This is a genomic window from Paludisphaera mucosa, assembly GCF_029589435.1.
In the GTDB taxonomy this organism is placed as follows: domain Bacteria; phylum Planctomycetota; class Planctomycetia; order Isosphaerales; family Isosphaeraceae; genus Paludisphaera; species Paludisphaera mucosa.
The window spans coordinates 3,577,194-3,601,326 of record NZ_JARRAG010000002.1; the positions used below are offsets into that span (position 1 = coordinate 3,577,194).

The 24,133-nt window shown below is 71.8% G+C and carries 23 protein-coding genes; 18 read left to right on the plus strand and 5 right to left on the minus strand.

The features are described 5' to 3' along the window. The first annotated feature begins 56 nt into the window (after positions 1–56). From hisS to PZE19_RS23525, 6 genes are all read left to right on the plus strand, one after another. The gene (gene hisS, locus PZE19_RS23500) at positions 57–1,427 is read left to right on the plus strand and encodes a histidine--tRNA ligase (protein ID WP_277863039.1); all 1,371 of its coding nucleotides are present in this window, start codon (positions 57–59) and stop codon (positions 1,425–1,427) included. After that, a complete protein-coding gene (locus PZE19_RS23505) occupies positions 1,424–2,977 on the plus strand; it encodes an ATP phosphoribosyltransferase regulatory subunit (RefSeq protein WP_277863040.1) in 1,554 nt (517 codons plus the stop codon). The genes hisS and PZE19_RS23505 overlap by 4 nt, the downstream gene beginning before the upstream one ends. Next, positions 2,974–4,026, plus strand: a complete 1,053-nt coding sequence (gene hisG / locus PZE19_RS23510; protein WP_277863041.1) for an ATP phosphoribosyltransferase — start codon at positions 2,974–2,976, stop codon at positions 4,024–4,026. Before PZE19_RS23505 ends, hisG begins: the two co-directional genes overlap by 4 nt. A gap of 21 nt (positions 4,027–4,047) precedes the next feature. After that, entirely contained in the window at positions 4,048–4,419 is a 372-nt protein-coding gene (locus PZE19_RS23515) for a response regulator (RefSeq protein WP_277863042.1), read from the plus strand. 46 nt (positions 4,420–4,465) lie between these two features. Continuing rightward, a complete protein-coding gene (locus PZE19_RS23520) occupies positions 4,466–5,473 on the plus strand; it encodes a 2-hydroxyacid dehydrogenase (protein WP_277863043.1) in 1,008 nt (335 codons plus the stop codon). 142 nt (positions 5,474–5,615) lie between these two features. Further along, positions 5,616–6,002, plus strand: a complete 387-nt coding sequence (locus PZE19_RS23525; protein ID WP_277863044.1) for a PilZ domain-containing protein — start codon at positions 5,616–5,618, stop codon at positions 6,000–6,002. 210 nt (positions 6,003–6,212) lie between these two features. On the opposite strand, the gene PZE19_RS23530 is transcribed toward PZE19_RS23525, so the two are convergent. Further along, complete coding sequence (locus tag PZE19_RS23530) at positions 6,213–7,199, minus strand: alpha/beta hydrolase (protein ID WP_277863045.1); 987 nt, start codon at positions 7,197–7,199, stop codon at positions 6,213–6,215. Between the two features lie 377 nt (positions 7,200–7,576). Here PZE19_RS23530 and PZE19_RS23535 point away from each other — a divergent pair, with 377 nt between their 5' ends. The 9 genes from PZE19_RS23535 (at position 7,577) to PZE19_RS23575 (ending at position 16,856) form a co-directional block, all read left to right on the plus strand. Next, positions 7,577–8,335 (plus strand): hypothetical protein, encoded by a 759-nt coding sequence (locus tag PZE19_RS23535; protein WP_277863046.1) that lies wholly within the window; start codon positions 7,577–7,579, stop codon positions 8,333–8,335. A gap of 27 nt (positions 8,336–8,362) precedes the next feature. Further along, positions 8,363–8,608 carry a DUF3006 domain-containing protein gene (locus PZE19_RS23540; RefSeq protein WP_277863047.1) on the plus strand — a complete coding sequence of 82 codons (246 nt, stop codon included), beginning with the start codon at positions 8,363–8,365 and terminating at the stop codon, positions 8,606–8,608. Next, the gene (locus tag PZE19_RS23545) at positions 8,605–9,579 is read left to right on the plus strand and encodes a ComEC/Rec2 family competence protein (RefSeq protein ID WP_277863048.1); all 975 of its coding nucleotides are present in this window, start codon (positions 8,605–8,607) and stop codon (positions 9,577–9,579) included. The genes PZE19_RS23540 and PZE19_RS23545 overlap by 4 nt, the downstream gene beginning before the upstream one ends. Before the next feature lie 222 nt (positions 9,580–9,801). Further along, positions 9,802–11,010 (plus strand): S8 family peptidase, encoded by a 1,209-nt coding sequence (locus PZE19_RS23550; protein ID WP_277863049.1) that lies wholly within the window; start codon positions 9,802–9,804, stop codon positions 11,008–11,010. Between the two features lie 102 nt (positions 11,011–11,112). Continuing rightward, complete coding sequence (locus PZE19_RS23555) at positions 11,113–12,693, plus strand: hypothetical protein (RefSeq protein WP_277863050.1); 1,581 nt, start codon at positions 11,113–11,115, stop codon at positions 12,691–12,693. 79 nt (positions 12,694–12,772) lie between these two features. Further along, entirely contained in the window at positions 12,773–13,576 is an 804-nt protein-coding gene (locus tag PZE19_RS23560; RefSeq protein ID WP_277863051.1) for an inositol monophosphatase family protein, read from the plus strand. Between the two features lie 29 nt (positions 13,577–13,605). Further along, positions 13,606–14,022 (plus strand): hypothetical protein, encoded by a 417-nt coding sequence (locus tag PZE19_RS23565; protein ID WP_277863052.1) that lies wholly within the window; start codon positions 13,606–13,608, stop codon positions 14,020–14,022. A gap of 381 nt (positions 14,023–14,403) precedes the next feature. Beyond that, positions 14,404–16,071, plus strand: coding sequence for a hypothetical protein (locus tag PZE19_RS23570; protein ID WP_277863053.1), 1,668 nt, complete (start codon positions 14,404–14,406; stop codon positions 16,069–16,071). Between the two features lie 230 nt (positions 16,072–16,301). Next, positions 16,302–16,856, plus strand: a complete 555-nt coding sequence (locus tag PZE19_RS23575) for a hypothetical protein (protein ID WP_277863054.1) — start codon at positions 16,302–16,304, stop codon at positions 16,854–16,856. A 121-nt stretch (positions 16,857–16,977) separates the two neighbouring features. Here PZE19_RS23575 and PZE19_RS23580 read toward each other — a convergent pair whose 3' ends face one another. Then, a complete protein-coding gene (locus PZE19_RS23580; protein ID WP_277863055.1) occupies positions 16,978–18,225 on the minus strand; it encodes a TolB family protein in 1,248 nt (415 codons plus the stop codon). A 193-nt stretch (positions 18,226–18,418) separates the two neighbouring features. Between PZE19_RS23580 and PZE19_RS23585 the strand changes: the two genes are divergently transcribed. Further along, the gene (locus PZE19_RS23585; protein WP_277863056.1) at positions 18,419–19,828 is read left to right on the plus strand and encodes an amidohydrolase family protein; all 1,410 of its coding nucleotides are present in this window, start codon (positions 18,419–18,421) and stop codon (positions 19,826–19,828) included. A 51-nt stretch (positions 19,829–19,879) separates the two neighbouring features. Here PZE19_RS23585 and PZE19_RS23590 read toward each other — a convergent pair whose 3' ends face one another. Continuing rightward, complete coding sequence (locus tag PZE19_RS23590) at positions 19,880–20,347, minus strand: hypothetical protein (RefSeq protein WP_277863057.1); 468 nt, start codon at positions 20,345–20,347, stop codon at positions 19,880–19,882. Positions 20,348–20,686: 339 nt separating this feature from the next. Here PZE19_RS23590 and PZE19_RS23595 point away from each other — a divergent pair, with 339 nt between their 5' ends. Beyond that, positions 20,687–21,529 (plus strand): S1 family peptidase, encoded by an 843-nt coding sequence (locus PZE19_RS23595; RefSeq protein ID WP_277863058.1) that lies wholly within the window; start codon positions 20,687–20,689, stop codon positions 21,527–21,529. 38 nt (positions 21,530–21,567) lie between these two features. Here the strand turns inward: PZE19_RS23595 and PZE19_RS23600 are convergent, their stop codons facing one another. Together PZE19_RS23600 and PZE19_RS23605 are read right to left on the minus strand one after the other, a co-directional pair. Next, positions 21,568–21,933: a hypothetical protein gene (locus PZE19_RS23600; protein ID WP_277863059.1), complete on the minus strand. Its 366-nt coding sequence runs from the start codon at positions 21,931–21,933 to the stop codon at positions 21,568–21,570. 313 nt (positions 21,934–22,246) lie between these two features. Then, on the minus strand, positions 22,247–22,690 hold the full coding sequence (locus PZE19_RS23605) for a hypothetical protein (RefSeq protein WP_277863060.1): 444 nt from the start codon (positions 22,688–22,690) through the stop codon (positions 22,247–22,249). 188 nt (positions 22,691–22,878) lie between these two features. On the opposite strand from PZE19_RS23605, the gene PZE19_RS23610 reads away from it, so the two are divergent. Next, positions 22,879–24,111, plus strand: a complete 1,233-nt coding sequence (locus tag PZE19_RS23610) for an FG-GAP repeat domain-containing protein (protein ID WP_277863061.1) — start codon at positions 22,879–22,881, stop codon at positions 24,109–24,111. Positions 24,112–24,133: the final 22 nt, after the last annotated feature.

The following is a 24,133-nucleotide window of genomic DNA, read 5'->3' on the forward strand; positions in this document are numbered from 1 at the left end:
GGGCGGTCCGCCTCCGGCCGGTGGGCCGGATGGGGCCGCGATAGGGCCAGAAGCCGATGATCGACCCCCGGGTGGCCAGCGGGTTGAGAGACCTGCTCCCCGCCGTCATGATCCCCCGCGAGCGGATCCTGCAGACCTTCCGCGAGACCTTCGCGTCGTTCGGATTCGTGCCGATCGAGACCCCGCACATCGAGCGGATGGAAGTCCTGACCGGCAAGGGAGCCGGCTCGGACGAGGTCCTGCGGCAGATCTTCGAGGTCACCAATAAGGGGGGGACGCCCGGCGAGCTGGCCTTGCGGTTCGACCTGACCGTCCCCCTCGCCCGGTTCATCGCCAAGCACATGGACGAGGTCGGCGTGCCGTTCAAGCGGTACGCGATCGGCTCGGTCTTCCGGGGCGAGCGGCCGGCCAAGGGGCGTTTCCGCGAGTTCATGCAGTGCGACTTCGACACGATCGGCGTCGACAGCCGCCTGGCCGACGCCGAGACCGCCCAGATCATCCACGGCGCGCTCGCCGCCGCCGACGTCCCGGCCTTCACGATCACGCTCAACAACCGCAAGATCCTCGACGGGGCGCTCGAGACGTTCGGGCTCACGGGCCGGTCGAGCCTGGTCCTGCGGTCGCTCGACAAGCTCGCCAAGATCGGCCGGGACGGCGTCGCCGCCGAGCTGCAGCGGCCGGCCGACGCCGGCGGCGCGGGGCTCGACGCCGGCCAGGTCGAGCGGATCCTCGAATTCGCCGAGACCGGCCGGGGGACGGCCGCCGTGCTCGACGAGGCCGAGAAGCGGCTGGGGGCCAACGCCCAGGCCGCGCAGGGGATCGCCGACCTGCGCACGGTGCTGCACCTCCTCGAAGCCGGGGGCGTGCCTCAAGAACACCTGGCGATCGACCTGGGTTTGGCACGCGGGCTCGACTACTACACGGGGATCGTCTTCGAGACGACCGTGAACGGCTGGGAGAAGTTCGGCAGCATCGCGTCGGGCGGCCGCTACGACGACCTGGCGAGCCTCTACACCACGCGCCGGCTGCCGGGCGTCGGGGCCTCGATCGGCCTCGACAGGCTGCTGGCCCTGCTGGAGGAGGCCGGGACGCTGAAGTCGGCGACGTCGACCGCGCCCGTGCTGTTCGCCAACTTTCCGGGGACCGACCCCGCCGTGGCAGTCCGAATGGCCGCGACTCTCCGCCAGGCCGGCATCGGCTGCGAGATCTACCCCGAGCCGATCCAGGTCGGCAAGCAGATGGGATACGGCACGAAGCACGGCCACAAGCTGGCGGTGATCATCGGCCCCGACGAGGTCGCCGCCGAGATCTTCAACCTCCGCTACCTGGAGACCCGCCACGAGGACAAGGGGCTCGCCTGGTCGGTCCTGGAAGACTCGGTCCGCGGGGCGCTGGAGATCCTCGAACAGGGGGGGCTGCAGTCATGACCGTCCTCCGATCGAGCGACGACCCCCGGATCGCGGCGGGCGCGACCGAGCGGCACGTCGGCCAGGTCCGCGGCACCCGCGACTGGCTGCAGGGCGATTACGCGCGGCTGCTGGGCTACGAGCGCACGCTGCTCGACTGCTTCGCCCGCGCGGGATATCGCCCGGCGCGGACGCCGGTGCTGGAGCTTTCCGACCTCCACGAGCGCAAGAGCGGCGCGGGGATCGTCGCCAGGCTGTTCGAGGTCTCGGGCGCGGGGACGGCCGGGATTTGCCTGCGGCCCGAGCTGACCGCGGGCGTGGTGCGGGCCTACGTCGAGGCCGACGAGCCGCCCCCCCTGCCCTGGCGCGCCAGCGTCTCGGGCCCGGTCTTCCGGTTCCAGGCGACCGGCCGGGGGCTCGACCGCGAGTTCATCCAGACGGGCGTCGAGCTGATCGGCGCGGGGGGCCCGGCGGCCGACGCCGAGGTCATCTGGCTCGCCGATTGGTCGTTGCGGGCCCTGGGCGCGCGCGAGCCCCGGATCCGCATCGGCCACGTCGGCCTGATCCTCGAACTCCTCGGGGGCGCGGGGCTGCCGCCGGCGGCGACCTCGGCCCTGATCGAGTCGCTGAGCGAGGCCGCCAGCGAGGGCGAAGGGGTCGAGGCGCTGGAGGCGGCCCTCGACCGCCTGACCGCCTGGCTGGGCTCGAACGGGACGGCCGAAGGCACCGCGAGCTCGACCTCCGCGACCCCGGACCCGGTCGTCGACCGCCTCTTCCGGCATCTCGTCCCCGACGTGACCGGCCGACGTTCGGGCGGCGACATCGTCGGCCGGCTGCGGCGGAAGTGGGCGCTCGAGCACACGCTGCACGACGCCCTGGAGAAGGTCCGCGGCCTGGTGCACGACCTGGCGGCGCTTCGCGGGCCGGCGGCCGACGTGCTCGTCCGGCTCGACCGCGACTTCGCCGCCCGGGCCCCCGAGTCGGTCGCCGCGATCGGCGAGCTGGCCGACATGCTCGAACATCAGGGCGTCGACCTCGATCGGGTCGAACTCGACCTCGGCTTCGGCCGAGGGATCGGCTTCTACACCCAGATGATCTTCGAGCTTTCGGCGGCGACGCCCCGGGGTCCCGTCGAGGTCTGCGGCGGCGGCCGCTACGACGGCCTCGCCCGGGTGCTGGGCGGGCGCGGCCGCGACGACCGCGGGGCCGGCTTCGCCTTCGGGCTCGAACGCCTCGACCAGGTCCTCGGCCCCGACGACGGCCGGGCCTCGCGGGCGAAGGCCCCGCAGGGCTACCTGGTGACGGGCGGCGGCCGCGGCGTCGGTCGCGAGGCCGCGGCGCTGGCCGCATTTTTACGCGAACGGCTAGACCTGCCCGTCGTCGTCGCCGACCTGGACATCGAGGACGCCGTCGCCTACGCCCGAGGGCTCGGCCTGGACCGCATCGTCACCGCCGGGGCCGAGGTCGAGCTCTGGAACCTGGAGCACGGAGACGTCCGCTCGGTCCGGGAAGGCGAGCTGATCGACCAGATCCGGGGCCGCCTGTCGGTGGTCCGGGGAGACGCCCGATGACCGCCGACCCGATCGACCCCGTCCGCCTGGCCATCCCCTCGAAGGGGCACCTGTACGAGGGGATCATCGAGATCCTCAAGACGGCCGGCTACAAGGTCCGCCGCGCCAGCGACCGCCAGTACGAGGCGACGATCGCCGGCCAGCCCCGATTCCACGTCGTCTTCATGCGTCCCACCGACATCGTCCTGCAGGTCCAGGAAGGCCGCTGCCACCTGGGCGTCACCGGGATGGACGTGTACGCCGAGCAGGCCTTCGAGGCCCAGGAGGCCGCGGTCGTCGTCCCCGACCTGGGCTACGGCGGCTGCCGGCTGGTGGTCGCCGCCCCCGAGAGCTGGGTCGACGTCGGCCACGTCATGGACCTCGTCGACCTGACGGCGGAGTTCAAGGCGGCCGGCAAGACGTTCCGGGTCTCCACCAAGTACCCCGCGCTCGTGCGGCAGTACTTCCGCAAGTGGGGCATCTACTACTACCAGTTGATCGACTCCGAGGGGGCGCTCGAGCTGCACCCGAGCCTGGGCATCGCCGACGTGATCGTCGACCTGACCAGCTCGGGCGTGACGCTCAAGGACAACCGACTGCGGGAACTCGCCGGCGGGATCGTGCTCGACTCGGCGGCCTGCCTGATCGGCCACGCGCCGAGCCTTTCATCGCTCGTAGCCGAGGGCGAGACGGGGCCGCTGGCCCTGCTGCTCGACGCCATGGACGGCGTCAGGCGCTCGGAAGGGCTGTTGCACCTGGAAGTCGTCGGCTCGCCGGCGGCCCCGGGGACGGAGACCGCCGCGGCGGTGGCCGCGTACCTCCGCGGCCAGGGGGCCCAGCACATCGCCCGGGGCGAGGTCTGGGACGACGGCGGGGGCCCGGGCTGGCGGGTGACGGCGCTGGTGGCGGCCAAGCGGCTGACGGCCTGCCAGCGCGCCCTGTTCGACCTGGGGGCCAGCCGGGTCGTCGGCCTCCCCGCCCGGTTCGTCTTCGACCGCGACGCGGCGTCGACGTTCGACGACCTGAAGGAGCGGCTGGCCGCGCAAGTCGCCGAGACATCGCGAGGCTGATACGCCCGAACAGGAGGCGCCGTGCGACCGACCCGCGTTCTGATCGTCGACGACAACCGGGACGCGGCCGACCTCGCGGTGATGCTCCTCACCGCCGAGGGCCTCCAGGCCGAGGCGGTCTACAACGGGTTCGACGCCCTCCGGGCCGACAAGACCTTCCGGCCCGACGTCGTCCTGCTGGACCTCGGGCTCCCCGGGATGGACGGCTACCAGGTGGCCGAGGCGCTCAACCGCGAGCAGCCCCCCCCCTTCGTGGTCGCGATGTCGGGCTACGCCGAGGACCAGGCCGGCGGCGCCGCCCGCGCGTCGGGGTGCTCCCGATACCTGGTCAAGCCGGTCGACATCGAGGCCATGCTGAAGCTCGTCCGCGGCGCGCCGGCCCGCGAGTCCTGAACCCGAACCCGTCGCCCTCCCCCCCTCCCGTCTGCACGGAGCCGTCATGCGCGCCGCCGTCTTCAGCACCAAGCCGTACGACCGCAGGTTCCTCGACGCCGCCGCCGAGGGGACCGGCCACGAACTCCGCTATTTCGAGACCCGCCTGACCCGCGACACCGCCGGGCTGGCCCGGGGCTCCGCCGCCGTCTGCATCTTCGTCAACGACGAGGCCGACGCTCCCGCCCTCCAGATCCTCAAGGAGGGGGGCGTGCAGGTCGTCGCCTGCCGCTGCGCGGGGTTCAACCAGGTCGACGTCCAGGAGGCGCAGAAGCTGGGGATCACCGTGGTGCGCGTGCCGGCCTACTCGCCGCACGCGGTCGCCGAGTACGCCGTCGGCCTGATCCTGGCCCTCAACCGCCACATCCCCCGCGCCTGCAACCGGGTCCGCGAGGGCAACTTCTCGCTCGACGGGCTCATGGGGTTCGACCTGTTCGGCAAGACCGCCGGCGTGGTCGGGACGGGCAAGATCGGGGGGCTCGTGGCGAAGATCCTCCACGGCTTCGGCTGCGAGGTCCTCGGCCACGACTCGTACATCAATCCCGACTGCACGGCGATCGGCGTCCGCTACGTCGGCCTCGACGAGCTGCTGGCGGCCTCCGACGTCGTCAGCCTCCACTGCCCGCTGACGCCGGCGACGAACCAGCTCATCAACGAGGCGACCCTCGCCAAGATGAAGCCGGGCGCGATGCTGATCAACACCAGCCGGGGCGCCGTGATCGACACCGGGGCCGTCGTCGGGGCCCTGAAGTCGGGCCGGCTCGGCTACCTCGGGCTGGACGTCTATGAGGAAGAGGAGCAATACTTCTTCGAGGACTTCTCCAGCCGGGTGATCGAGGACGACGTCCTGGCCCGCTTGTTGACGTTTCCCAACGTCCTGATCACCGGCCACCAGGCGTTCTTCACCCGCGAGGCGATCGGCAACATCGCCCAGACCGTGGTCGACAGCCTCTCCAACTTCGAGAAAGGGCTGCCGCTGCCCAACAAGGTCGACCCCGCGGCGATCGTCCTCTGAATCGTTCGTGGAGAATCCGGCCGTAGCTTTGGGCGCTCTCGCGAAGCCTGACCTAGGCTTTCCTAGGAAGCCGGGCGAGGTGCCTGGCTTTTCCGTTCAAGGAAGGCCCGGATCGGCCTGCAACCTCGAAGAGCCGCCGAACATGAATGTCTTCCATCATCGGCTTCGGGGAGACGCCCCCCAGGTCAACGTCCCCGTGCTCGACCGCCGCTGCTGGCCTCGCGGCGAGCTCAAGTGCCCCGACGCCACGCTGCACTGGGTCTCGGGCTTCAGCGAGTCGTCGCTGGACGCCCGCGTCGTGGACCTCAGCCAGGGCGGAGCCGGCCTGCTCGTCCCCCTGGCCCCGCCCCGGGACGCCAGCCTCCACCTCGTCTTCCCCGGCCACGGCGGGACGGTCGTCGAGGGCTGGGCGATCGCCTGCCGCGAGCAGCTCGAAGGCGGCGGCATGTTCGTCCACATGAAGTTCCGCCAGCCCTGCCCCGAGCGGCTGCTGCGCAGGCTGCTGGGCGACCCGTCGGACGAGATCTGAGAGCAAGAATACCGTCAGAGTCTTCTCCTTCCCCCCGCGGGAGAAGGTGGCCCGGAGGGCCGGATGAGGGTCACGGCGCTTCGCGGTCGCCGATTTGGACCCGACCCGGCATGCCCTCCGATCATCCGCCGCTGCGTGGCGCCTTCCCCGGGGGAGAAGGCGAGTAGGGCCGGATCCCCGCTCCCGCTTGCGGAGCATGGGGCCGCGTCCTCATCGCCCCAGGTGTCGCGCCAGGAAGGCGACCAGGTCGCCCGGCATGCCGTCTTCGGGGTCGGGTCGATCGCGGTAGTCGTCGTCGTGGACCAGGACGCACTCGACGCCCAGGGGGTCGAGCCGCTCCTTGAGGGCGACGCCGAAGTTCGGGTGGTGGATGCCCCGCCCCGGCTCGCCGTCGGCGGGTAGCGGGCCCTTGGGCTCGGAATAGGCCAGGAAGGCCGGCGGCGCGCCCGGCGCGACGTGGGTCAGCGGCGAGGCGTCGGCGAAGAGCGCGGCGGACGACGGATCGTCCAGGCTGGCGCCGGGCTTCAGGCCGAAGAAGGGCCGGATCGCGACATGCTCGTGCGCGCGCCCGCCGATGCGCTCGCGGATGAACCGGGGGTCGTACGAGGTCTGCGCGCCGATCACGGCCAGGCAGGCCGGGCGCGACGACCGTCGGGCGATCGGGTCCGGGTCCGAGGGGTCCGCCAGGTCGGCGTGGAACCCCAGCCAGAGCGCGATCCCCGCCCCCGCCGAGTTGCCGCAGGCTGCGAGCCGGCCGCCGTCGATCCCCAGCTCGGCGGCGTGCTCGCGCAGGTACTGCACCGCCCGCGCCCCGTCGCGCATCGGCGCGGGGTACGGGGCCTGCCCGGATAGCCGGTAGTTGGCCGAGGCCACCGCGATGCCCCGTTCGCGACAGCGGCGGATCAGCCAGGCCGGCACGCTCGACTTGTCGCCGCCCAGGAAGCCGCCGCCGTGGAAGAAGATCGCCACCGGCGCGGGCCGGGGCGGCCCCACGGCCGGCCCCGCGGGGAGCCAGAGGTCGAGCACGTTGCGCTCGTGCGGCCCGTAGCGGAGCCCGCCCTTGTCCGGTCGACGAGACAGTGAGGCGGCCGAGGCCATCCGGTCGCGGATGCGCCCCAGGACGTCGTAACCGATCGGCAAGAGCGCGAGGGAGAGCGCCAGGGCGGCCGGCGCGTGGTATCGGAAGGACCAGCTCATGGAGCAACCTCGGGGTGGATCGCCCGCCGGCACGCGCCGGCGCTGCGGGCCCTGATTAGAGCACGGCGCGTTCCAAGGGCCGAACGGAAACCGGCCGTCTCCCCGCCGAACGCGCGGTCGGAGCGGTCGCGACGGCCGCGACGGGGCCCCGAGCCGATTAGGGCTGCGTGCAAGTCGACTTGACCGCCCGGCCCGGCCTGCTAAAAGAGCGGCGTTCGTCCGCATCACCGCATCGCCCCCCGGCCGGATTGGCATTTCATGCCGGCCCGGGGGCCGGATTTGTCGAAATTACCAGGGACGGCCGCCCCGCCGCGCCGAGGACGTCGCGCCGGGATCATGCGGCCCGTCAGCCAGCCAGGGATGGGGGCCCCACGCTCGTGAGCAACTCAAGGAAGGGCCGGCGCTCGTCGGCCGACAAGTCGCCGCTGCTCCGCCGGATCACGTATTTCGTCGTGATGATCATGTCCGGGGGCGGGGCCGGCATCGGCGGCTGGCTCTGCAAGGACCATCCCCAGCTCCAGCCGCTGGTCTCCCTCTTCCTGGGGAAGCCCGGCGAGGCGGGGGGCGAGGTCCCGCAGATCAAGTCGGCCCTCAAGACGGTCATCGCGGGGGCGCTGTCGGCCTCGGCGAGCGGGCCGGGCGTGTACAAGGTGACGATCGACACGGTCCAGCTCGACCCCAAGGCGTTCACGCCCGGCCGCACGGTCGACGTCCAGGCCCGGGTCCGCAAGATCGACGCCGGCGGCTCCGAGTCGGTCGTGTGGGAGAGCAAGCCGTTCGGCGAGAACCTCGCGGTCGTCGGCCGCGACGAGCTGTCGGCCCACTGGTCGAACCGGCCCTTCGAGGTCGAGTGGCGCGCGGGCGACCGCTTCATGGTCGAGGTCTGGGACCGCAAGGCCGGGCTCTTCTCGGCCCAGACGTTCCGCATGGCCCGGCGCGACGTCGACGTCTTCCCGCTGGCCACGGGCGAGTTCGCGCTCGAGCCCGAAGGCCGCGTCCAGCCCGGGACCGACCCGTCGCGGAACCGCGTCGTGCTGGCCTCGCGGCGCACCGGCGACTCCGCCGTTCGGCCCGCCCAGCCGCCCCGCGGCGACGCCCCCGCCGAGGTCGCCGAGCGTCCCCTCATCATCCGCTGATCCGGTCCTTCCGACGGAGGCCCCGCCGTGCCCGTCCAGCTCTCGGTCGATCGTTTCGAAGGGCCCGACTCGTCGATCGCCGTCCTCGCCACCGAGGACGGCGCGTCGATCGACGTCCCCCGCGCCTGGCTCCCGGCCGACGCCGCCCCCGGCGACGTCCTGACCCTGGCCCTCAGCCGCGACGTCGCGGCCACCCGCAAGCTCGCCGAGGAGACGAAGAAGCTCCAGGGCGAACTCAAGGCGACCGACCCCGGCGGAGACATCACCCTGTGACGGGCCCCCTCCGCCGCCCATTCTTGAAGCTCGCCGCCCTGGCCCTCGCGGCCGCGGCCCTCGCCGCGCCGGCCCGCGCGCAGTGGAACTCCGGCGGCCCCCCCCGGTCGCCGCAGGCCCTCACCGTCGACGTGCTCGACGTCGGCCAGGGCGATTCGATCCTGATCCGCTCGCCCGAGGGCAAGACCGCCCTCATCGACGCCGGGCCCACCCGCGACGGCGCGGTTCAGGCCCTCAAGAAGAAGGGGATCACCGCGATCGACCTGGTCGTGGTGACCCACCACCACCTCGACCACCACGGCGGGATGGACGCCGTGATCCGCGAGTTCCATCCCAAATACTTTCTGGCGACCGACTCGTCGCACACCACCCAGAGCTGGCTGCGGCTGCTCCAGACGGTCAAGTCCGAGAACGTCACCTCCGTCCTGCCCACCGCCAAGCCCCGGCGGATCGAGCTGGGCTCGGCGACGCTCACCGTGTTCCCTCAACCCCCCGAAGACCCGAAGAGCGAGAACGACAACTCGGTCGGCGTCCGCCTCCAGTACGGCGGGTTCTCCATGATCTTGACCGGCGACAGCGAGCCCCCCTCGCGGAACTGGTGGCTGGAGAACTGCCCCGACCTTCTCCGCGACTGCTCGGTCCTCAAGCTGGCCCACCACGGCAGCCACAACGGCACCGACGCCCCCTGGCTCGACATGCTCAAGCCCGAGCTGGCCGTCGTCAGCCTGGGCGCGGGCAACAGCTACGGCCACCCCCACTCCGAGACCCTCGAGTTGCTCAAGCGAGACCGGATCCCCCTCGTCCGGACCGACGAATGGGGGACCATCTCCCTGGTCAGCGACGGCTCGACCTGGAACCTCGTCTCCTCCTCCATGCTCGCCCGCCGCAAGGCCGCCCCCCGCCGCGACGCCGTCGTCGCCGGCGGCGAACCCACGCGCGGCCCCTCCCGCTCCTCCTCGCGCCGTCGCTGAGGACGGCCTGCTTTCGGACCACGAGGGCCGTCGCCGTCTCAGGCTGCCGGCCCCGGTCCCATCGACCTCGCCAAGGATGCCCGAACGCCACATCGACCTTCGCTCCGCCAGATCAGGCGTCACGCATGCATGTCTCGGCCCTATTTCTGACACGGGCCGAATGCCTGGTGTAGACTTGGCGAGAGTCGCAGTCGGCCCGCATCTTGACGAGATATCTCGACCATGCACCGCAGCCCTGCCGCCCGGCGAGCCCCGCGATCGGTCCGTCTCCAGGTCGAGCGGCTCGACGAACGCTTGGTCCTGAGCGCGGTCGGGCTCCCCACCGTCGCGCCGTCCTACCCGACCGACCCCCAGTTCGGCCGGCAACGGGGCCTGAACGACCCGGCCGACGTCGACGTCGACGCGCCCGAGGCCTGGCGGGTCACGACCGGCTCGGCGGCGACGATCGTCGCGGTGATCGACTCGGGGATCGACCTCAAGAGCCCCGAGTTCAAGGGCCGGCTCTGGGTGAACCCCGAGGCCTCGAAGCGGGGGCGGCCCGCCTACGGCTGGAACTTCGTCCGCGACAACGGCAACGTCCAGGACGATTTCGGCCACGGCACCCACGTCGCCGGCATCCTCGGGGCCTCGGCGAACGACGGCCAGGGGATCGTCGGCGTCGACTGGAACGCGAAGCTGATGATCCTCAAGACGCTCGACGCGCAGGGCGGGGGCGACCCGGACGACGCCGCCGACGCCGTCCGCTTCGCCGCCGACCACGGGGCGCGGGTGATCAACGCGAGCTGGGCCACCGACGAGTACAGCCAGGACCTCTACGACGCCATCGCCTACGCCGACGCCAAGGGCGTGGTCGTGGTCACGGCCGCGGGCAACGACGCGTCGAACCTCGACGTCCGCCCCCTGTTTCCGGCCACGTTCGACCTGCCCAACATCCTCGTCGTCGCGGCCGTCGACCCGTCGGGCGGCCTGGCCTCGTTCTCGAACTACGGCGCAAGCGCGGTCGACGTCGCCGCGCCCGGGGTGGACGTCTACAGCACGTACACCTCGAAGGCCAAATACACGACGCTCTCGGGGACGTCCATGTCCGTCCCCTACGTCACGGGCGTCGTCTCGCTCCTGGCGGGCCTGCACCCCGACTGGTCGGCCGAGCAGCTCGTGGACCGGGTGAAGTCGACCGTCCGGCCGCTCGCGAGCCTGGCGGGGGTCACGACCTCGGGCGGGATGGTCGACGCCGCCCAGGCCGTCGGCGTGGCGGGCTCTGGCCCCCATGGCGACGTTTATTCGGCCCCCCCGCCGACCACCCAGCGGGTCGCCGCCCGCGGGCTCCGGCCGGTCCGGGCGCGGGCGGCGCGCGCGACGGCCGCCGCGTCCTTCCCGCCGGCCGCCCCGGCCTTTCGCCCCGGCATGATGCGCGCGGCCGCAGCCTCATGAGCCGCGACGATCGCCCTTCCCCCATGGGGGGCGTCGGGGTAGGATGCCGGGCCCGCCTCGGGAGGGCGACGTGCTTCGAGGACGCTCAAGGAGGAGCCGGCGATGTCACTCTCGATCCACCCTCCGGCGCCGTCCTCCGGCGGCCCCGAGGATCGCCGATTCGGGGCCCTGCGCGACCCTCGGGCCTTCGTGCGGGTCTTCGTCGGGGTCTTCTTCCGCGACGTCGAGTCGTTCTATCCCGGCTGCCGCATCGAGTCGATCGACGACGAGGGCCCCGAGCGGCCCGCATTCGCCTCGCGAAGGCTCAGGCCCGGCGGCGGCATGGACTTCCGGCTGGTCGAGGAGCTGGCCGAAGGCCGGGCGCAAGGGGTCTCGATCGCGCTCTTCGGCTCGTGGTACCGGATCGTCGCCGACGGCTCGATGGGCCTGGGCGCCGAGGACGTCCGGCTGATCCGGTCGATGGGCGCGGTCCTCGACCTCAATTACCAGATCCTCTTCCGCCGCTCTCGGATGTCGATCCTCCAGTTGCTGCGGGGGATGCCCGAGGACCACTACGTCGCCGCCTGCCTGGAACCCTCGGCGTACACGCCGGCGACCACGACGCCGAGCCGGATCGCCGAGGCGATCCTGACGCTCCGCACGATGGCCCTCTCGACTTATGAGAACCGCCGCGTGACCACCGGGGCCCTGGTCCTCGGCCCCGGGCCCGGCGAGCCCGAGGCGGTCCTCCGCCCGACGCCCCCGGGGGCCCTCGACTTCGGCGTCGAGCTGACGAGCCTCAAGAGCCTGCACCGGCTCTGCGACGGCCGCCGCACCCTGTTTCTGGTCGACCGCGCGGGCAAGCTGGTCGACGTGGTCGACGTCCGGCAATGGGTCGCCCGCGAACGGCCCGAGGGCGAAGCCGAGGACGCCGGCCTGGACGTCCCCTGCGCCCGGCTCTACGAGGCCCACGCGCGGGCCACCCGCGAGGGCGGCCACGTCTGCCTGGTTTTGAGCCCGCATCAGGAGATCAAGGTCTTCGCGGGCGGCGTGCAGACGTTCGTCTTCGCGCACGGCCGATGGCGGGTCCTCGACCCGGCGTCGAAGTTCGCCCTCTGGCGCGACGCCGTCGCCGACCCGCGGCTTGCGCGGGTGCTGTTCCAGACCGCGCTCGAGCTGTCCGAGGAGCGCCAGGGGGGCCTGCTCGTCGTCGTCCCCGATCCCGCCCTGGTGATCGGCCGGCTCATCGCCCCCGAGGACGTCCTCGACCACCCGCTCGCCGGGCTCGCGATCCATGGCGAGGACGATCCGGCCGCGAGCGTGGACGCCGACCGCGACGACGCGGCCTTCCGCGCCCTGGGCGCGGGCCGCGGCCGCGGCGATGCGCCGTCCAAGCGGTCGATCCACTACCTGGCCCGGGGCCGCTCGCTGCTGACGCTCGACCCCGCGATCGTCGAGGCCCTGGCCTCGCTCGACGGCGCCTTGGCGGCCGACGGCGAGGGCCGCCTGCTGGCCTTCGGCGCGATCCTCCGCCACGACCTCTCGCCCGTCGGCGGCGGCCGCCGCCCGCCCACGCGCGACACCGCCGAGGGGGCGAGGACGACCGCCGCGATCGTCGCCAGCCGCTTCGGGCCGGTCCTCAAGGTCAGCGAGGACGGGGTCGTCTCGTGCTTCCTCGACGGCGAGCGAGTCTGGGATTTGTGACTTGTCGCCGGCCCCCCGCGTCCCCGAAGATGAAGGCCGCGGGAGCATGAAGCGGGACGGGGTGCGAGCGGGAGTCGCGATGACGGACGAGCCGGATTACGCCGCCGAGCTGGAACTGGTGAAGGGCCTCGCGGTCGAGGCCGCCGAGCTGGCGATGAAACGGTCGCGGACCGTCACGCCGGTCGAGAAGGCCAACCACAGCTACGTGACCGACCTGGACAACGACCTCGAGAAGCTCATCCGCAGCCGCCTGGGCGACGCCTTCCCGGACGACCGCCTGACGGGCGAGGAATACGCGCCCGGCGGCGGCGACGGCCCTCGGCGCTGGTCGATCGACCCGATCGACGGCACCGGCAACCTGGTCCACGGCCTGCCGCTCTGGGCGGTCAGCATCGGCCTGATCGAGGCCGGCGTCCCGGTCCTGGGCGTGATCGCCGTCCCCCCCCTGGGCGAGCTGTACTGGGCCGTGAAGGGTCACGGGGCCTGGCGCGACGGCGAACGCCTGGCCGTCCGCGACGCCGACGCGTTCCACATCCAGGACAACGTCTGCCTGGGGACCAACGCCATGCGGCGGATCGACCCCCGGACGGTCCCGGGCCGGCTCCGCGACCTGGGGAGCGCCTGCTGCGAGCAGATCTTCGTCGCCGCCGGCCGGCTCCAGGCCTGCGTCTTCCTGGGCGAGCACGCGCACGACGTCGCCGCCGGCGTGGTGATCTCCAGCGAGGCCGGCTGCGCGTTCGGGACGCTCGAAGAGCCCCGCCTGGACACGTCGGCGGTGGTCGCTCGCACCCCGATCGCGACCCCCACCTTCGTCGCGGCCCCGCGCCGGCTGGACGCCCTGCTCAAGACCGCGCGGCTGTATCCCGCGGCGAAGCTCACGTGACCGGATCGGATCGGGCGAGGCCGTCGACGATGGGATGCTGGGGAATCAAGAGCTACGAGAACGACGACGCCCACGAGGCCCTCGACCGCGGCTTCGAGCGCGTCCACGGCGACGTCTACGACGACTTGATGGACGACTCCAGCCCGCTGACGTTCGAACAGGTCCAGAAGAAGCTGGCGACCGAGGCCACGCTCGCCGCCGCGCTCGACCTGTTCGAGGACGAGGCCGGGTCGAAGCGGGACCTCTGGGACGAGCTGGACCGCCTCGGCTACGCGGGGATCGTGGTCCGGCACGTCGAGCTGGGCGTCCCCGTCGCGGCCGAAGTCGTCGCCTCGGCGATCGCCTTCCTCGAGGCCGAGGAGATCGACTGGGAGGACGAGGCCACCCTGCGCAACCTTCGCCGCGAGAAGGAATTGGACATGCTCCGCAGCGCCTCGGGGGGATGAGGGCCTTCGCTTTCTCCGACTCCCTTCGTTCCGTGCGGTATACTCCATCCAACAGCGGGTTTCCCCTCGGGGCGGCCCGCCGTCGGTTCTCCGGCACTCTCGCCGGGAGCAGGCATGACATGATCTTTAGGACCTTGCCGCGTTGCGGCGGCAGCGATTGCACCTGCGAGCATCAACCACCCGCAGCCGGCGGGAAACAGCCGGGACATTCACTCTCGATCGTCAGTCCGGTTTTTCAGGCGCCTGCACCCGGGCCTCTCGATCTCGGCTTCCCCGAGCGGCCACGCTATGGGAACATCGAGTGAGAGGGGCCCGGGCCGACGCTTTCCGTTCCCGCGTCGACCCGACCCCATTCCCCGAGAGTGCGGATCGACGTCCCCCGTGACCATCGGCAAGAGCCCGCAGGCGTCCGGCCGCCCCGCCGCCCCCCCGGACGCCCCCCTCTCCGCGTCCTGGCGGCATGAGGCTCTCGTCGACCTCCTCATGCTCGCGCCCGCGCTGGCGGCCGTCTGGGCGGTCCCCTGGTTCGTCACCCAGGACGGCCTGGCCCACCTCTACAACGCCTTGATCCTCGTCGACTCGCTCCGCGGCGGGCCGACCTTCGGCGATTATTACCAGGTCCGCTGGGATCCCCTGCCCAACTGGGGCGGGCACCTGACGCTCATGGGCCTGCTCGCGATCGTGCCGCCGCGGGCCGCCGACCGGATCATGACCTCGCTCACCCTGGTCGGCGTCGCCCTCGCGGCGGCCTGGCTGCACGGGAAGGTCGCCGGCGGGCGGCCGTCGTTCGCCGCCCGGGCGCTCACGGCGCTGACGGCCATGAGCTTCTCGTGGCTCATGGGGTTCGCGAGCTTCCAGCTCGGCGTCTGCCTGTTCGCGGTCACCCTGGGAGTCTGGTGGGAGGGCCGCAACGGCCTGCGCGGCGGCCGCATGGCGGCGATCGCCGGGCTGCTGACGTTGGGGTACTTCTGCCATCTCGTGAGCCTGGGGCTGACCGTGTTCGCCCTGGGGTTCCTGGCGATCGCCACGCCGGGCGTCCCGCGGGAGCGTTTCTGGCGGGAGCGCGGCGGCCGACTCGCGCTCAGCCTGTCGCCGCTGGTCGTGCTCGTCCTCGTCTATCTGCGTCTCTCCCAACGAGGGGGGGCGATGTCGCCCCGGTTCGCCAAGCCCGAGGAATTCTTCTCGATCGCCGGCTGGATGGGCCGGCTGGGATGGGTGGACCCGGTCTCGTTCGCGATCAAGAGCAGCCTGCCGTTCAGCGGCCGGACGTGGGCGCCGTTCGTCGTCTTCAGCCCGATCGTCTGGCTGGTCGCGGCGGGCGCGCTGCTGACCGCGGCCACGCTTCGGATCCCGCGCGAGGCGGGCCCGGCGGCCGGCGAGCGGCGGGCCTGGCTCGGGCTGGCGGCCGTGCTGCTGCTGGCCAGCGTCTTCGGCCCCGATTCGATGGGCGCGGGGCACGGCGAGTACCTTCCCCAGCGCGTGGCCCTGCTCGGCCTCGTCGCGGTCATCCCGGCGATCGGCCCACCGTCCCGGTCGGCGCTCGCCCGCCTCGGGGCGGCCGCGATGGGCGTCGCCCTGGTCTTGCAGGCCGTGAGCGTGTGGGATTACGCGCTCTACGCGCATGAGACCGCCGGCCCCATCGCCGAGACCGCGCCCAGGGTGGGCCGCGGGCATCGCGTGGCGGCGCTGCTGGGAGACGTCCGAACGCGGTTCCGCGTCAACCCGGCGCTCCACGCGCCCTGCTGGCTCGGGATCGCCGGCTCGAACATCGTCTGGAACAACTACGAGACGCGACACTACTACTTCCCGGTCCAGTTCCGCGACGGGTTCTCGCAGCCCGACTCGAAGGACCTGGAGGAGATCGCCCTGCTGGGCGGCGCCAGAGGGGTCCGGCTCTGGGAGCGGGTGCTCGACGCGCACCACGAGGCCATCGACGTCCTCGTCGTCTGGCGCGGCGACCCGGACCTCGACGCCGCGACCGGCCGCTGGTTCGAGCCCGTCGACCGCGAAGGCGACGTGCAGATCTTCCGCCCCCGCGACCCGCGCTGAGCGCGCCGGCGGTCGCCGTCGTGCCGCTGGCGAGAGGAGCAATCGTATGCTCGTCTCCTGGGTCCAGGGGCACGACCGGTACACCCTTGGCGTACCGGCCGCATGAAGACGTGTCGAACGCGCCTTTTCCGCCTCGTCACATCGAACCTGGCCGCTGACGATCGAGTCGAAGTGGGATGCTGCTGCACCGTGCAGGCGGGATCACCAGGCCGGCGAGGAGGAGCTTGACGATGAAGAAGATACCCACCATGTTCGAGCGCGACTGGGAGGGCGACCGCAGCTTGGTCATCGACCGGATCCATCCCGGCTGCGAGTGGGTCCTCGCGGGAGAAGGCGTCGCCACGCGGAAGATCGACGGCACGTGCTGCATGATCCGCGACGGAGCGCTCCTCAAGCGACAGGAGTTCAAGCCGGGCCAACCGATCCCCGGCGACTTCGAGGAATCGGGCTTCGACGAGGAGACGGGCAAGCGCGTCGGCTGGCGTCCGGTCGGCGACGGCCCCGAGGACAAGTGGCACCGAGAGGGCTTCGCGAACCTCGCCGAGAAGGTCGACGGCACCTACGAACTCGTCGGGCCGCACACCCAGAAGAACCCCGAGAAATACGAGGTGGACATCCTGGTCCCGCATACGGTCCACACGCTGGGAATCGCGGAATCCGTGCCTCGTGATTTCGAGGGCCTGAAGGCCTACCTGGCCGAGAAGGACGTCGAGGGGATCGTTTTCCACCATCCCGACGGCAGGAAGGCCAAGATCAAGAAGCGAGACTTCGGGTTCAAGCGGTGACCGGCCCCTACAACCGCGAGCCGCTGGAGGCATGCGGGACGGCGGAGAGGCGGTCCCGGCGACGGCTTCCACCCTTCCCCCATCTCGTCGGCCGGGACGGGCCGCGGCGCCGGGACGGGGCTCAGAGCCAGCGCGGGTGGTCCGCGCCGAGGTCGTCGACGCCGCGCGTGATGAGCCGGGGGTTCTCGCCGTCGGCGTCCATCACCCAGATCGCCGGGGCCCCGCCGGTCGTCGCGCGGCAGAACGCGACGAACCGGCCGTCCGGCGATTCGCTCGCGCGGAAGTCCCAGACGGGCGGGTCGCTATGCGTGAGGAGGGTCTCGCGCCCGTCGCGCGGGTCGAGGCGGCAGATCTCCGCGCCGCCCCGGGCGAGTTCGGGCCTGTAGTCGCGGTTGAAGTGGTCGACGTCGGGCCGCTGCGCCTGGAATTCCCAGGCCGGCTTCGAATCCGGGAGGCGGCGCGGGAAGAGGATGGAGCCGTCCCGGCCCCAGGCGGGCACGTTCGACCCGCCGCCCCGGGTCTTCGGGTCGCCGTAGGTCGCCGCGAACCACATGGACTTGCCGCGGGTCAGCACCCGGTGCTCGCCGCCGTCGGCCCGGCCCACGCAGACGTCGGCCCAGTCGTGACCCGGATCCTCGCCGGGCTTGCAGTCGACGTAGAGGATCCAGCGGCCGTCCGGCGACCAGCTCGTGCCGAAGTAGAGGTGGCCCGGCTGCGCGGCGATCCGGACGCGATTCGCGCCGTCGGCGTCGCTGGTCCAGACCTGGTAGCCTTGCGGGCCGGCGAGATGGAACGCGACCCGCTTCCCGTCGGGGCTCAGGCTCATGCCGTAGGGGAGCCCCTCGTCGGCCCGCGTGAACTCGAGCGGGTCGGACCCGTCGAGTCGCATGCTGAAGATCTGGCCGACGTTCTTCCGCACGACCTGGACCAGGATCCGCTCGGATCCGCCCAGGAGGAGCGCCGGCGTCTCGAACGGCGCGAGGCGATCCTTCGTGCAGATCTCCTCCAGCGAGCCGGTCTCCAGGTCGTGGATCCAGATGTGCGTCGGGGTCTGCGTGTAGTACTCGCCGAACGGCCGACCCGGGCCGTCGCGCCGGGGTTCCATGCTCAAGATCAGGACGCGGCGGCCGTCGGGGAAGACGGCCCCGGGCTGCCACGTCGCCTGGCCCGGCTTATCGAACTCCAGATAGCGTAAGCCGGTCCCGTCGGCGTTCACGAGCCCCGTCTTGCCCTGCGACGTGAAGAAGAGCCGATTGCGACGGGGGGGGTCGTCCGCGGCTTGCGTCGATCGGGCCAGCCCGGCGAAAAGCGAAGACAACCCCGCCGCGGCCAGGAATTCGCGACGGCCCTGCATCGAAACGGTCTTCACCAGGATCCAGCCTTTCCTTCGAGTCGGCGGTCGGGACGTCCCCGTCCATCGGACCCTGAACCGCGCGACCGGTCAACCCGCGCGCAGAAGTGGGAGGGCCGAGGCGACGACGAGATCCCACGGGCCGCCGCGAGCTTTACAATCTTGCGAGACCAGGCCCGAGGAACTCATCCCACGTTCGCGAGAACTCGTCATGACCTTCGTGCAGCGACTCCTCGTCGGGGCGACATGGCTCGCCGTCTGCGGTTTGGGCGACGCGCAGGCCCAGTCGGTCGTCGGATCGGAAACGCACCCCCGCATCAAGGCCGGGCTCGACGCCGTGTCCGCGATCGACACGCACGACCACCTCTGGCCGTTCGAGCGGCTCCCCGGCCTGATGGAGACGGACCGGGGCCGGGGCATGACGTTGTTCGGCCTCTGGAGCAGCAGCTATTACCCGCAGGTCGGGTCGCTGACCGCCCGCCAGCCCAGGGAGCCGTTCGACCCCTGGTGGGCCCGCGCCCGGCACGACTTCGACGACGCCCGGGCGACCGGCTTCTACCGTTATCAGCTCCCCGCGTTCCGCGACCTTTACGGGGTCGACTTCGACCGGATCACCGACGACCAGGCGAAGGCGCTGGACGCCGAGATTTTCGACCACTATCGCGACGACCGCTGGGTCCGCCAGGTCGTCACCGAGCGGGCCAACATCGAGCTGATGCTCAACGACCCGTACTGGGGCCGGTTCGACTTCCAGACCCACTATCCGTTCGAAGTCCTGGTCCTGAACGTCACCACCCTGCTCGACGGCTTCCACCCGTCGGAGTTCAAGCTGCCCTCCGACGACCCCTACCACTTCGCGCGCGATTGGGGCATGAAGGCCGGGACGCTCGACGACTATCTCGCGATCCTCGACCAGTTGTTCCGCGAAGCGAAGTCCAAGGGCGCGGTCTGCCTCAAGTCGACCCGGGCCTACGAGCGGACGCTCCGCTTCGAAAACGTCCCGAAGGAGCGGGCCGAGCGGATCTTCGGGCGCCCGCGCGGCGAACTCTCGCCGCAGGACGTGAAGGACTTCCAGGACTTCATCATGTGGCGGCTGGTCGGCCTGAGCGCCGCACACGAGCTGCCGTTCCAGATCCACACCGGGCACGGCAAACTGCAAGGGTCCAACCCGCTCCTGCTGCTGGACCTGATCGAGGCCAATCCAGCGACGAAATTCATCCTGTTCCACGGCGGCTATCCGTGGGTGGCCGAGACCGGGGCGATCGTGCTGCGGCACGGCCGACACGTCTGGGTGGACTCGGTCTGGCTGCCGACCATCAGCCCGACCATGGCCCGCCGCGCGCTGCACGAATGGCTGGAGGTCATGCCCTCGGACCGGATCCTGTGGGGGGCCGACTGCAACCACGCCGAGGGGATCTACGGCGCGACCGTGACGACCCGGGCCGTGCTCGCGGAGGTCCTCGCCGAGAAGGTCGTCCGCGGCGACCTCGTCGAGGAGCAAGCCGCGCGCATCGGCCGCCAGATCCTCCGCGAAAACGCCCTCGCCCTGTTCCCGCAGCTCAAGGGCCGCCTCTGGAGGCCGGAGAGGAAGCCGCCGGAGGCGCCGAAGGCGTCGCGCTGACCTCTTCGGCCCCCGGAGGCCGGGCCGATCCCGCGGGGATGCGGGGACGCCTTACTTCGCGGCCTTCTTCTTCGTCAGCGAGAAGAGGTAGACGTCGGTCCCGCCCGGGTTGAGGTCGGTCGGCCGATCCTGGCCCGGGGCCCCGATGTTCACGAGCAGCTTTTCGCCGTCGAGCTTGTAGACGCCCTTGGCGGACTGGCCGGCGGCGTCGCCGGGGCCTTCCTTGATCTCGATCGTGAGCGCCGGGTGCGGCTTCGCCGCGTCGTCGACGACGACCTTGCCGGCGTATTCGGTGCCGTTGACCGTCACCTTGATGGTGTCGTCCTTGATCGTCCAGTCGGCCTGGATCTCCGCGTCTTCGCGGCTCGTCCAGTCGCCCTGGAGGCTCTTGAGCGCCGGCGAGAGCACGGCGTCCTCGGCGCGGGCCGGCGACGCGACGAATGCCGGGCCGGCGACGATCGCCGAGGCCGCGAGGGCCGACAGGGCGGCGATGCGGAAGGACTTGGGAATCGAGATCATGATGGCGGTCTCTATGAGAAGCGGGGAGGGGAAAGGAAAGGCGCCGCGCGCCCTGATTTCGCCGAGCGGATTGAAACACGCCGGCCGGCCCGATGGCAAGGGCTCCCCCGGCTGCGAGCGATCGGGAGGGCGACGGCAGACGGATCTCGCCAGGCCGGCCCGTGAGTCGGTATCGTGGGATGGGTCTGGGGGACGGAGGCTGCGCGGGCCCCACCCTTTACCCCTTCACGCGTCTTTTCACCACGGCGGCTCGACATGGGGCGATCGGCTCCCGGATTTCGGGGCGGTGCGAGGCGCGTCGGGTTCGTGGCGGCGGTCCTCGCCGCGGGACTCCTGGCCATGCCGGGTCGACTGCCCGCGCAGGCGGTGAGGCGTCGGAGCGCCGAGGCGTCCCGCGTCGGCGCGGCCCGCGCGACGCCCTCCACCCGGCCCGCCCCGGCCGCGAAGGCGCCGACCCGCCGCGACCCCCTCGCCCCGGGGGACGACGACACGTTCCGGCCGACGGTCGTCATCCGCCGGGGGACCTCGCAGGGGACCGGGACGATCATCGCGACGGCCTCCGACCAGACCCTGGTCCTGACGGCCGCCCACGTGGTGCGGGAGCCGGGGTCGATCGTGATCGAGCTGCACCGCTACAACATCGGCCTCGAACACGCCCGCGGCGGGGCCTGGCCGCTGATCGTCCCGGCCGAGGTCGTCGGCGTGGATACGGCGGCCGACGTCGCGATCCTCCGGCTGCGCGACCCCTCGCCCCTCCCCTTCGTCGCCCGCCTGTTCGACGGCGATTCCAACGACCTCAGGACCGACACCCTCGTGACCTCGCTGGGCGTCGACCTCGGCGCGCGGCTTTCGAGCTGGAACACCAAGATCGTCGAGACCACCCGGCTGCAGCTCGAGGGCGAGGACGTCGAGCGGCCCTTCCTGATCACCCTGAAGATTCCCGAGCACGGCCGCTCCGGGGGCGGGCTGTTCACCGAACAGGGCCGGCTGGTCGGCGTTTGCGTCGGCCACGCCGAGATGGTCAAGGATCGCCGCATGGGCGTCTTCGCCTCCATCGCCAGCGTCCGCCGCCTGATCCGCGAGCACGACCTCGAAACCCTCGTCGACCGCTCCCAGGCCCGCCTGGCGCCCCGACCGGCTCCTGCACGAGAAGACGCGACGCCGTCCCCCCACGGGCTATAGCGAGCGTCGGGCCCCTCGACCGCGGCGGCCGGGCCGACCTATTCGTCGCCCAGCGGCGGCATGAACGCATACAACGCGACGGCCGCCAAACACATGACGAGCAACGTCACCAGGGCTGCGGACGTCTTCCGGTCCGCCGAAGCCAGGAACGGCCGAATCAGGAACGCGGTCCCGAGGGCCGCTCCCAGAAAGAGCGACTCGGCCAGATTGCCGAGGCTCTTGGGAATCGGCTCGAAAAAAAACATGGCCGCCCAGATGCCGAACGGCACGACGAACGTCAATGAGTCGAGCGGGGTCAGGCGAGCGCGGGCGAACTCGATTCCCCGCGAGCCGAGGACGAGTGCGACGACGACGTGCATGAGCCAGAGCCAGGCGACCAGATAAAACGTGTCGGCTGCGTTCATGAGTACCTCGGCCAGGTCGGCCCCCGGTCGACTTCTGCGTCGGCCACGCCGAGACGCTCGAAAATCGCGGCGCAGGCGCTTTCGCCTCGACCACTGACGTCTCCCCGCCTCCCCCGCCTCGCGGAGTCGCCGTACAAAACCGGGACAGTTTGGTGGGACCCCTGCGACGATGGAAGCAGCGGACATGACCAGGGCGTCTGCGAGGCCTGTCGCTTCTGTTCGATCCGCGGGCCTTCAAAGATTCCAATGACCAAAGCCCGGCGGCTCGCGCCACCGGCCGCATATTCGGGGCCCGCGTCTGGGAATCCGCCTCTCAGCGCCTGGACCCGAGGCGGACCCGGAGCCAGAAGCAGACGAGGGCCCCCAGGCCGGCGACGACCGCCATCCCCGGGCTCTGGTCGAGGTAGCCGATCAGCAGCAGGAAGAGGGAGAGGGCCAGTCCCACGGCGACGGCCGTCTGCGCGGCCTTCGTCAGCGGCGAGGGGCGGGGCGTGGGCAAGGGGAGCCCGGGCGACCAGCGGGGCCAGCCCTCGTCGGGGACGTCGCCGGCGGCGATCCATTGCTCGGCCCTCAGGCCGGCGCCCGACTCGGGGAGTTCCTCGGGCGGGAGCACGAGCCCCGGCGGGGGCGGCAGGCCCGGTCGGCCGCAGTCCGGGCAGAGGAGCCAGCCCCGCCAGCGACCCGGGACCGATTCGAGCGCGGCCCGGCAGTGCGGGCAGTCGTAGCGGACGGTCGTTTCTCTTTGCAAGATGCTCACGCCCGGCCCTCCCCCCGCCCGCGGCGGCAGGCGTCACGACTCGCTCATCCATCCGGCGAACATACTCGACCCCGCGCGGCGAGGGAAGTTCGCGGCGACGCGGGCCCGGGCCGCCGGGCGGGCTCCCCATTCGAAACCGGGGCGGCCGCGCGTACCATGGACGTTCCTCTCAACCCCAGGAGCCGACCATGCGCATCCTCTCCTTGTCCGCGACCCTGGCCCTCGCGACCTTCGCCTCCGGGGCGCGCGGGGCCGATTTCCCCCGGTTCGAGACCCAGGAGATCGACCCCCACGTGGGCGAGGTCTGCTACGCCGTGACGGTCGCCGACGTCGACGGCGACGGCAAGCCCGACGTCGTCGCGGCCTCGGAAGACGCGGTGGTCTGGTACCAGAACCCGTCGTGGACGAAGCACGACGTGATCCGGGGCCGGACGAAGCGCGACAACGTCTGCGTCCAGGCCCATGACGTCGACGGCGACGGCCGCATCGACCTGACCCTGGGGGCGGGCTGGAAGCCGTCGGACACCGGGCACGCCGGGACGCTGCAGTGGCTCGGCCGCGACGGCGGCGGCGACTGGAAGGTCCACCCCATCGAGTGCGACGAGCCCACGATCCACCGGATCCGCTGGGGCGACGTCAAGGGGACGGGCAAGGACCAACTGATCGTCCTGCCGCTCCAGGGACGCGGCACGAAGGGCCCGAACTGGGGTGCGGGGGCCGGCGTGAACGTGGTCGTCTACGACGTGCCCGGCGACCCCGCCTATCCCCACTGGCGTTCCGAGGTCGCCGACCACACGCTGCACACGATCCACAACGCCCAGGTCGTCGACCTGCTCGGCGACGGCCGCAAGCAGATCGTGCTCGCCGCGTGGGAGGGGGTCTTCGCGCTCGACCGCCGCGGCCGGGGCGGCTGGTCGCGGACGAAGATCGGCGAGGGCGACCAGGCGGGCGACCCGTTCAAGGGGGCCAGCGAGGTCAAGGTCGGCAGGCTGACCGACGGCTCTCGCTACGTCGCGACCATCGAGCCCTGGCACGGCAACCAGGTCGTCGTCTACACGCCGCCGAAGGCCCCGAAGGAGGGCGAGTCGCTCTGGACCCGCAAGGTGCTCGCGAAACCCGTCGCCTGGGGCCACGCCGTCTGGTGCGCGGACGTCGACGGCGACGGCGACGACGACCTGATCATCGGCCAGCGCGACCCCAACGCCGAGAAGGCCGAGGCCCCCCGCGGCCCCGGCGTCTTCGTCTTCGCCCCACGCCCCGGCGACGACGGGCCGACCTTCGACCGCCACGACGTCGACGACGGCGGCATGGCCTGCGAGGACGCCCTCGCCGCCGACCTGGACGGCGACGGCCGCATGGACCTGGTCGCCGGCGGCCGCGCCACCCACAACGTCCGGATCTACTGGAATCGCGCCCGCTGAGCCGGCGTGACGTTTCCGTGAA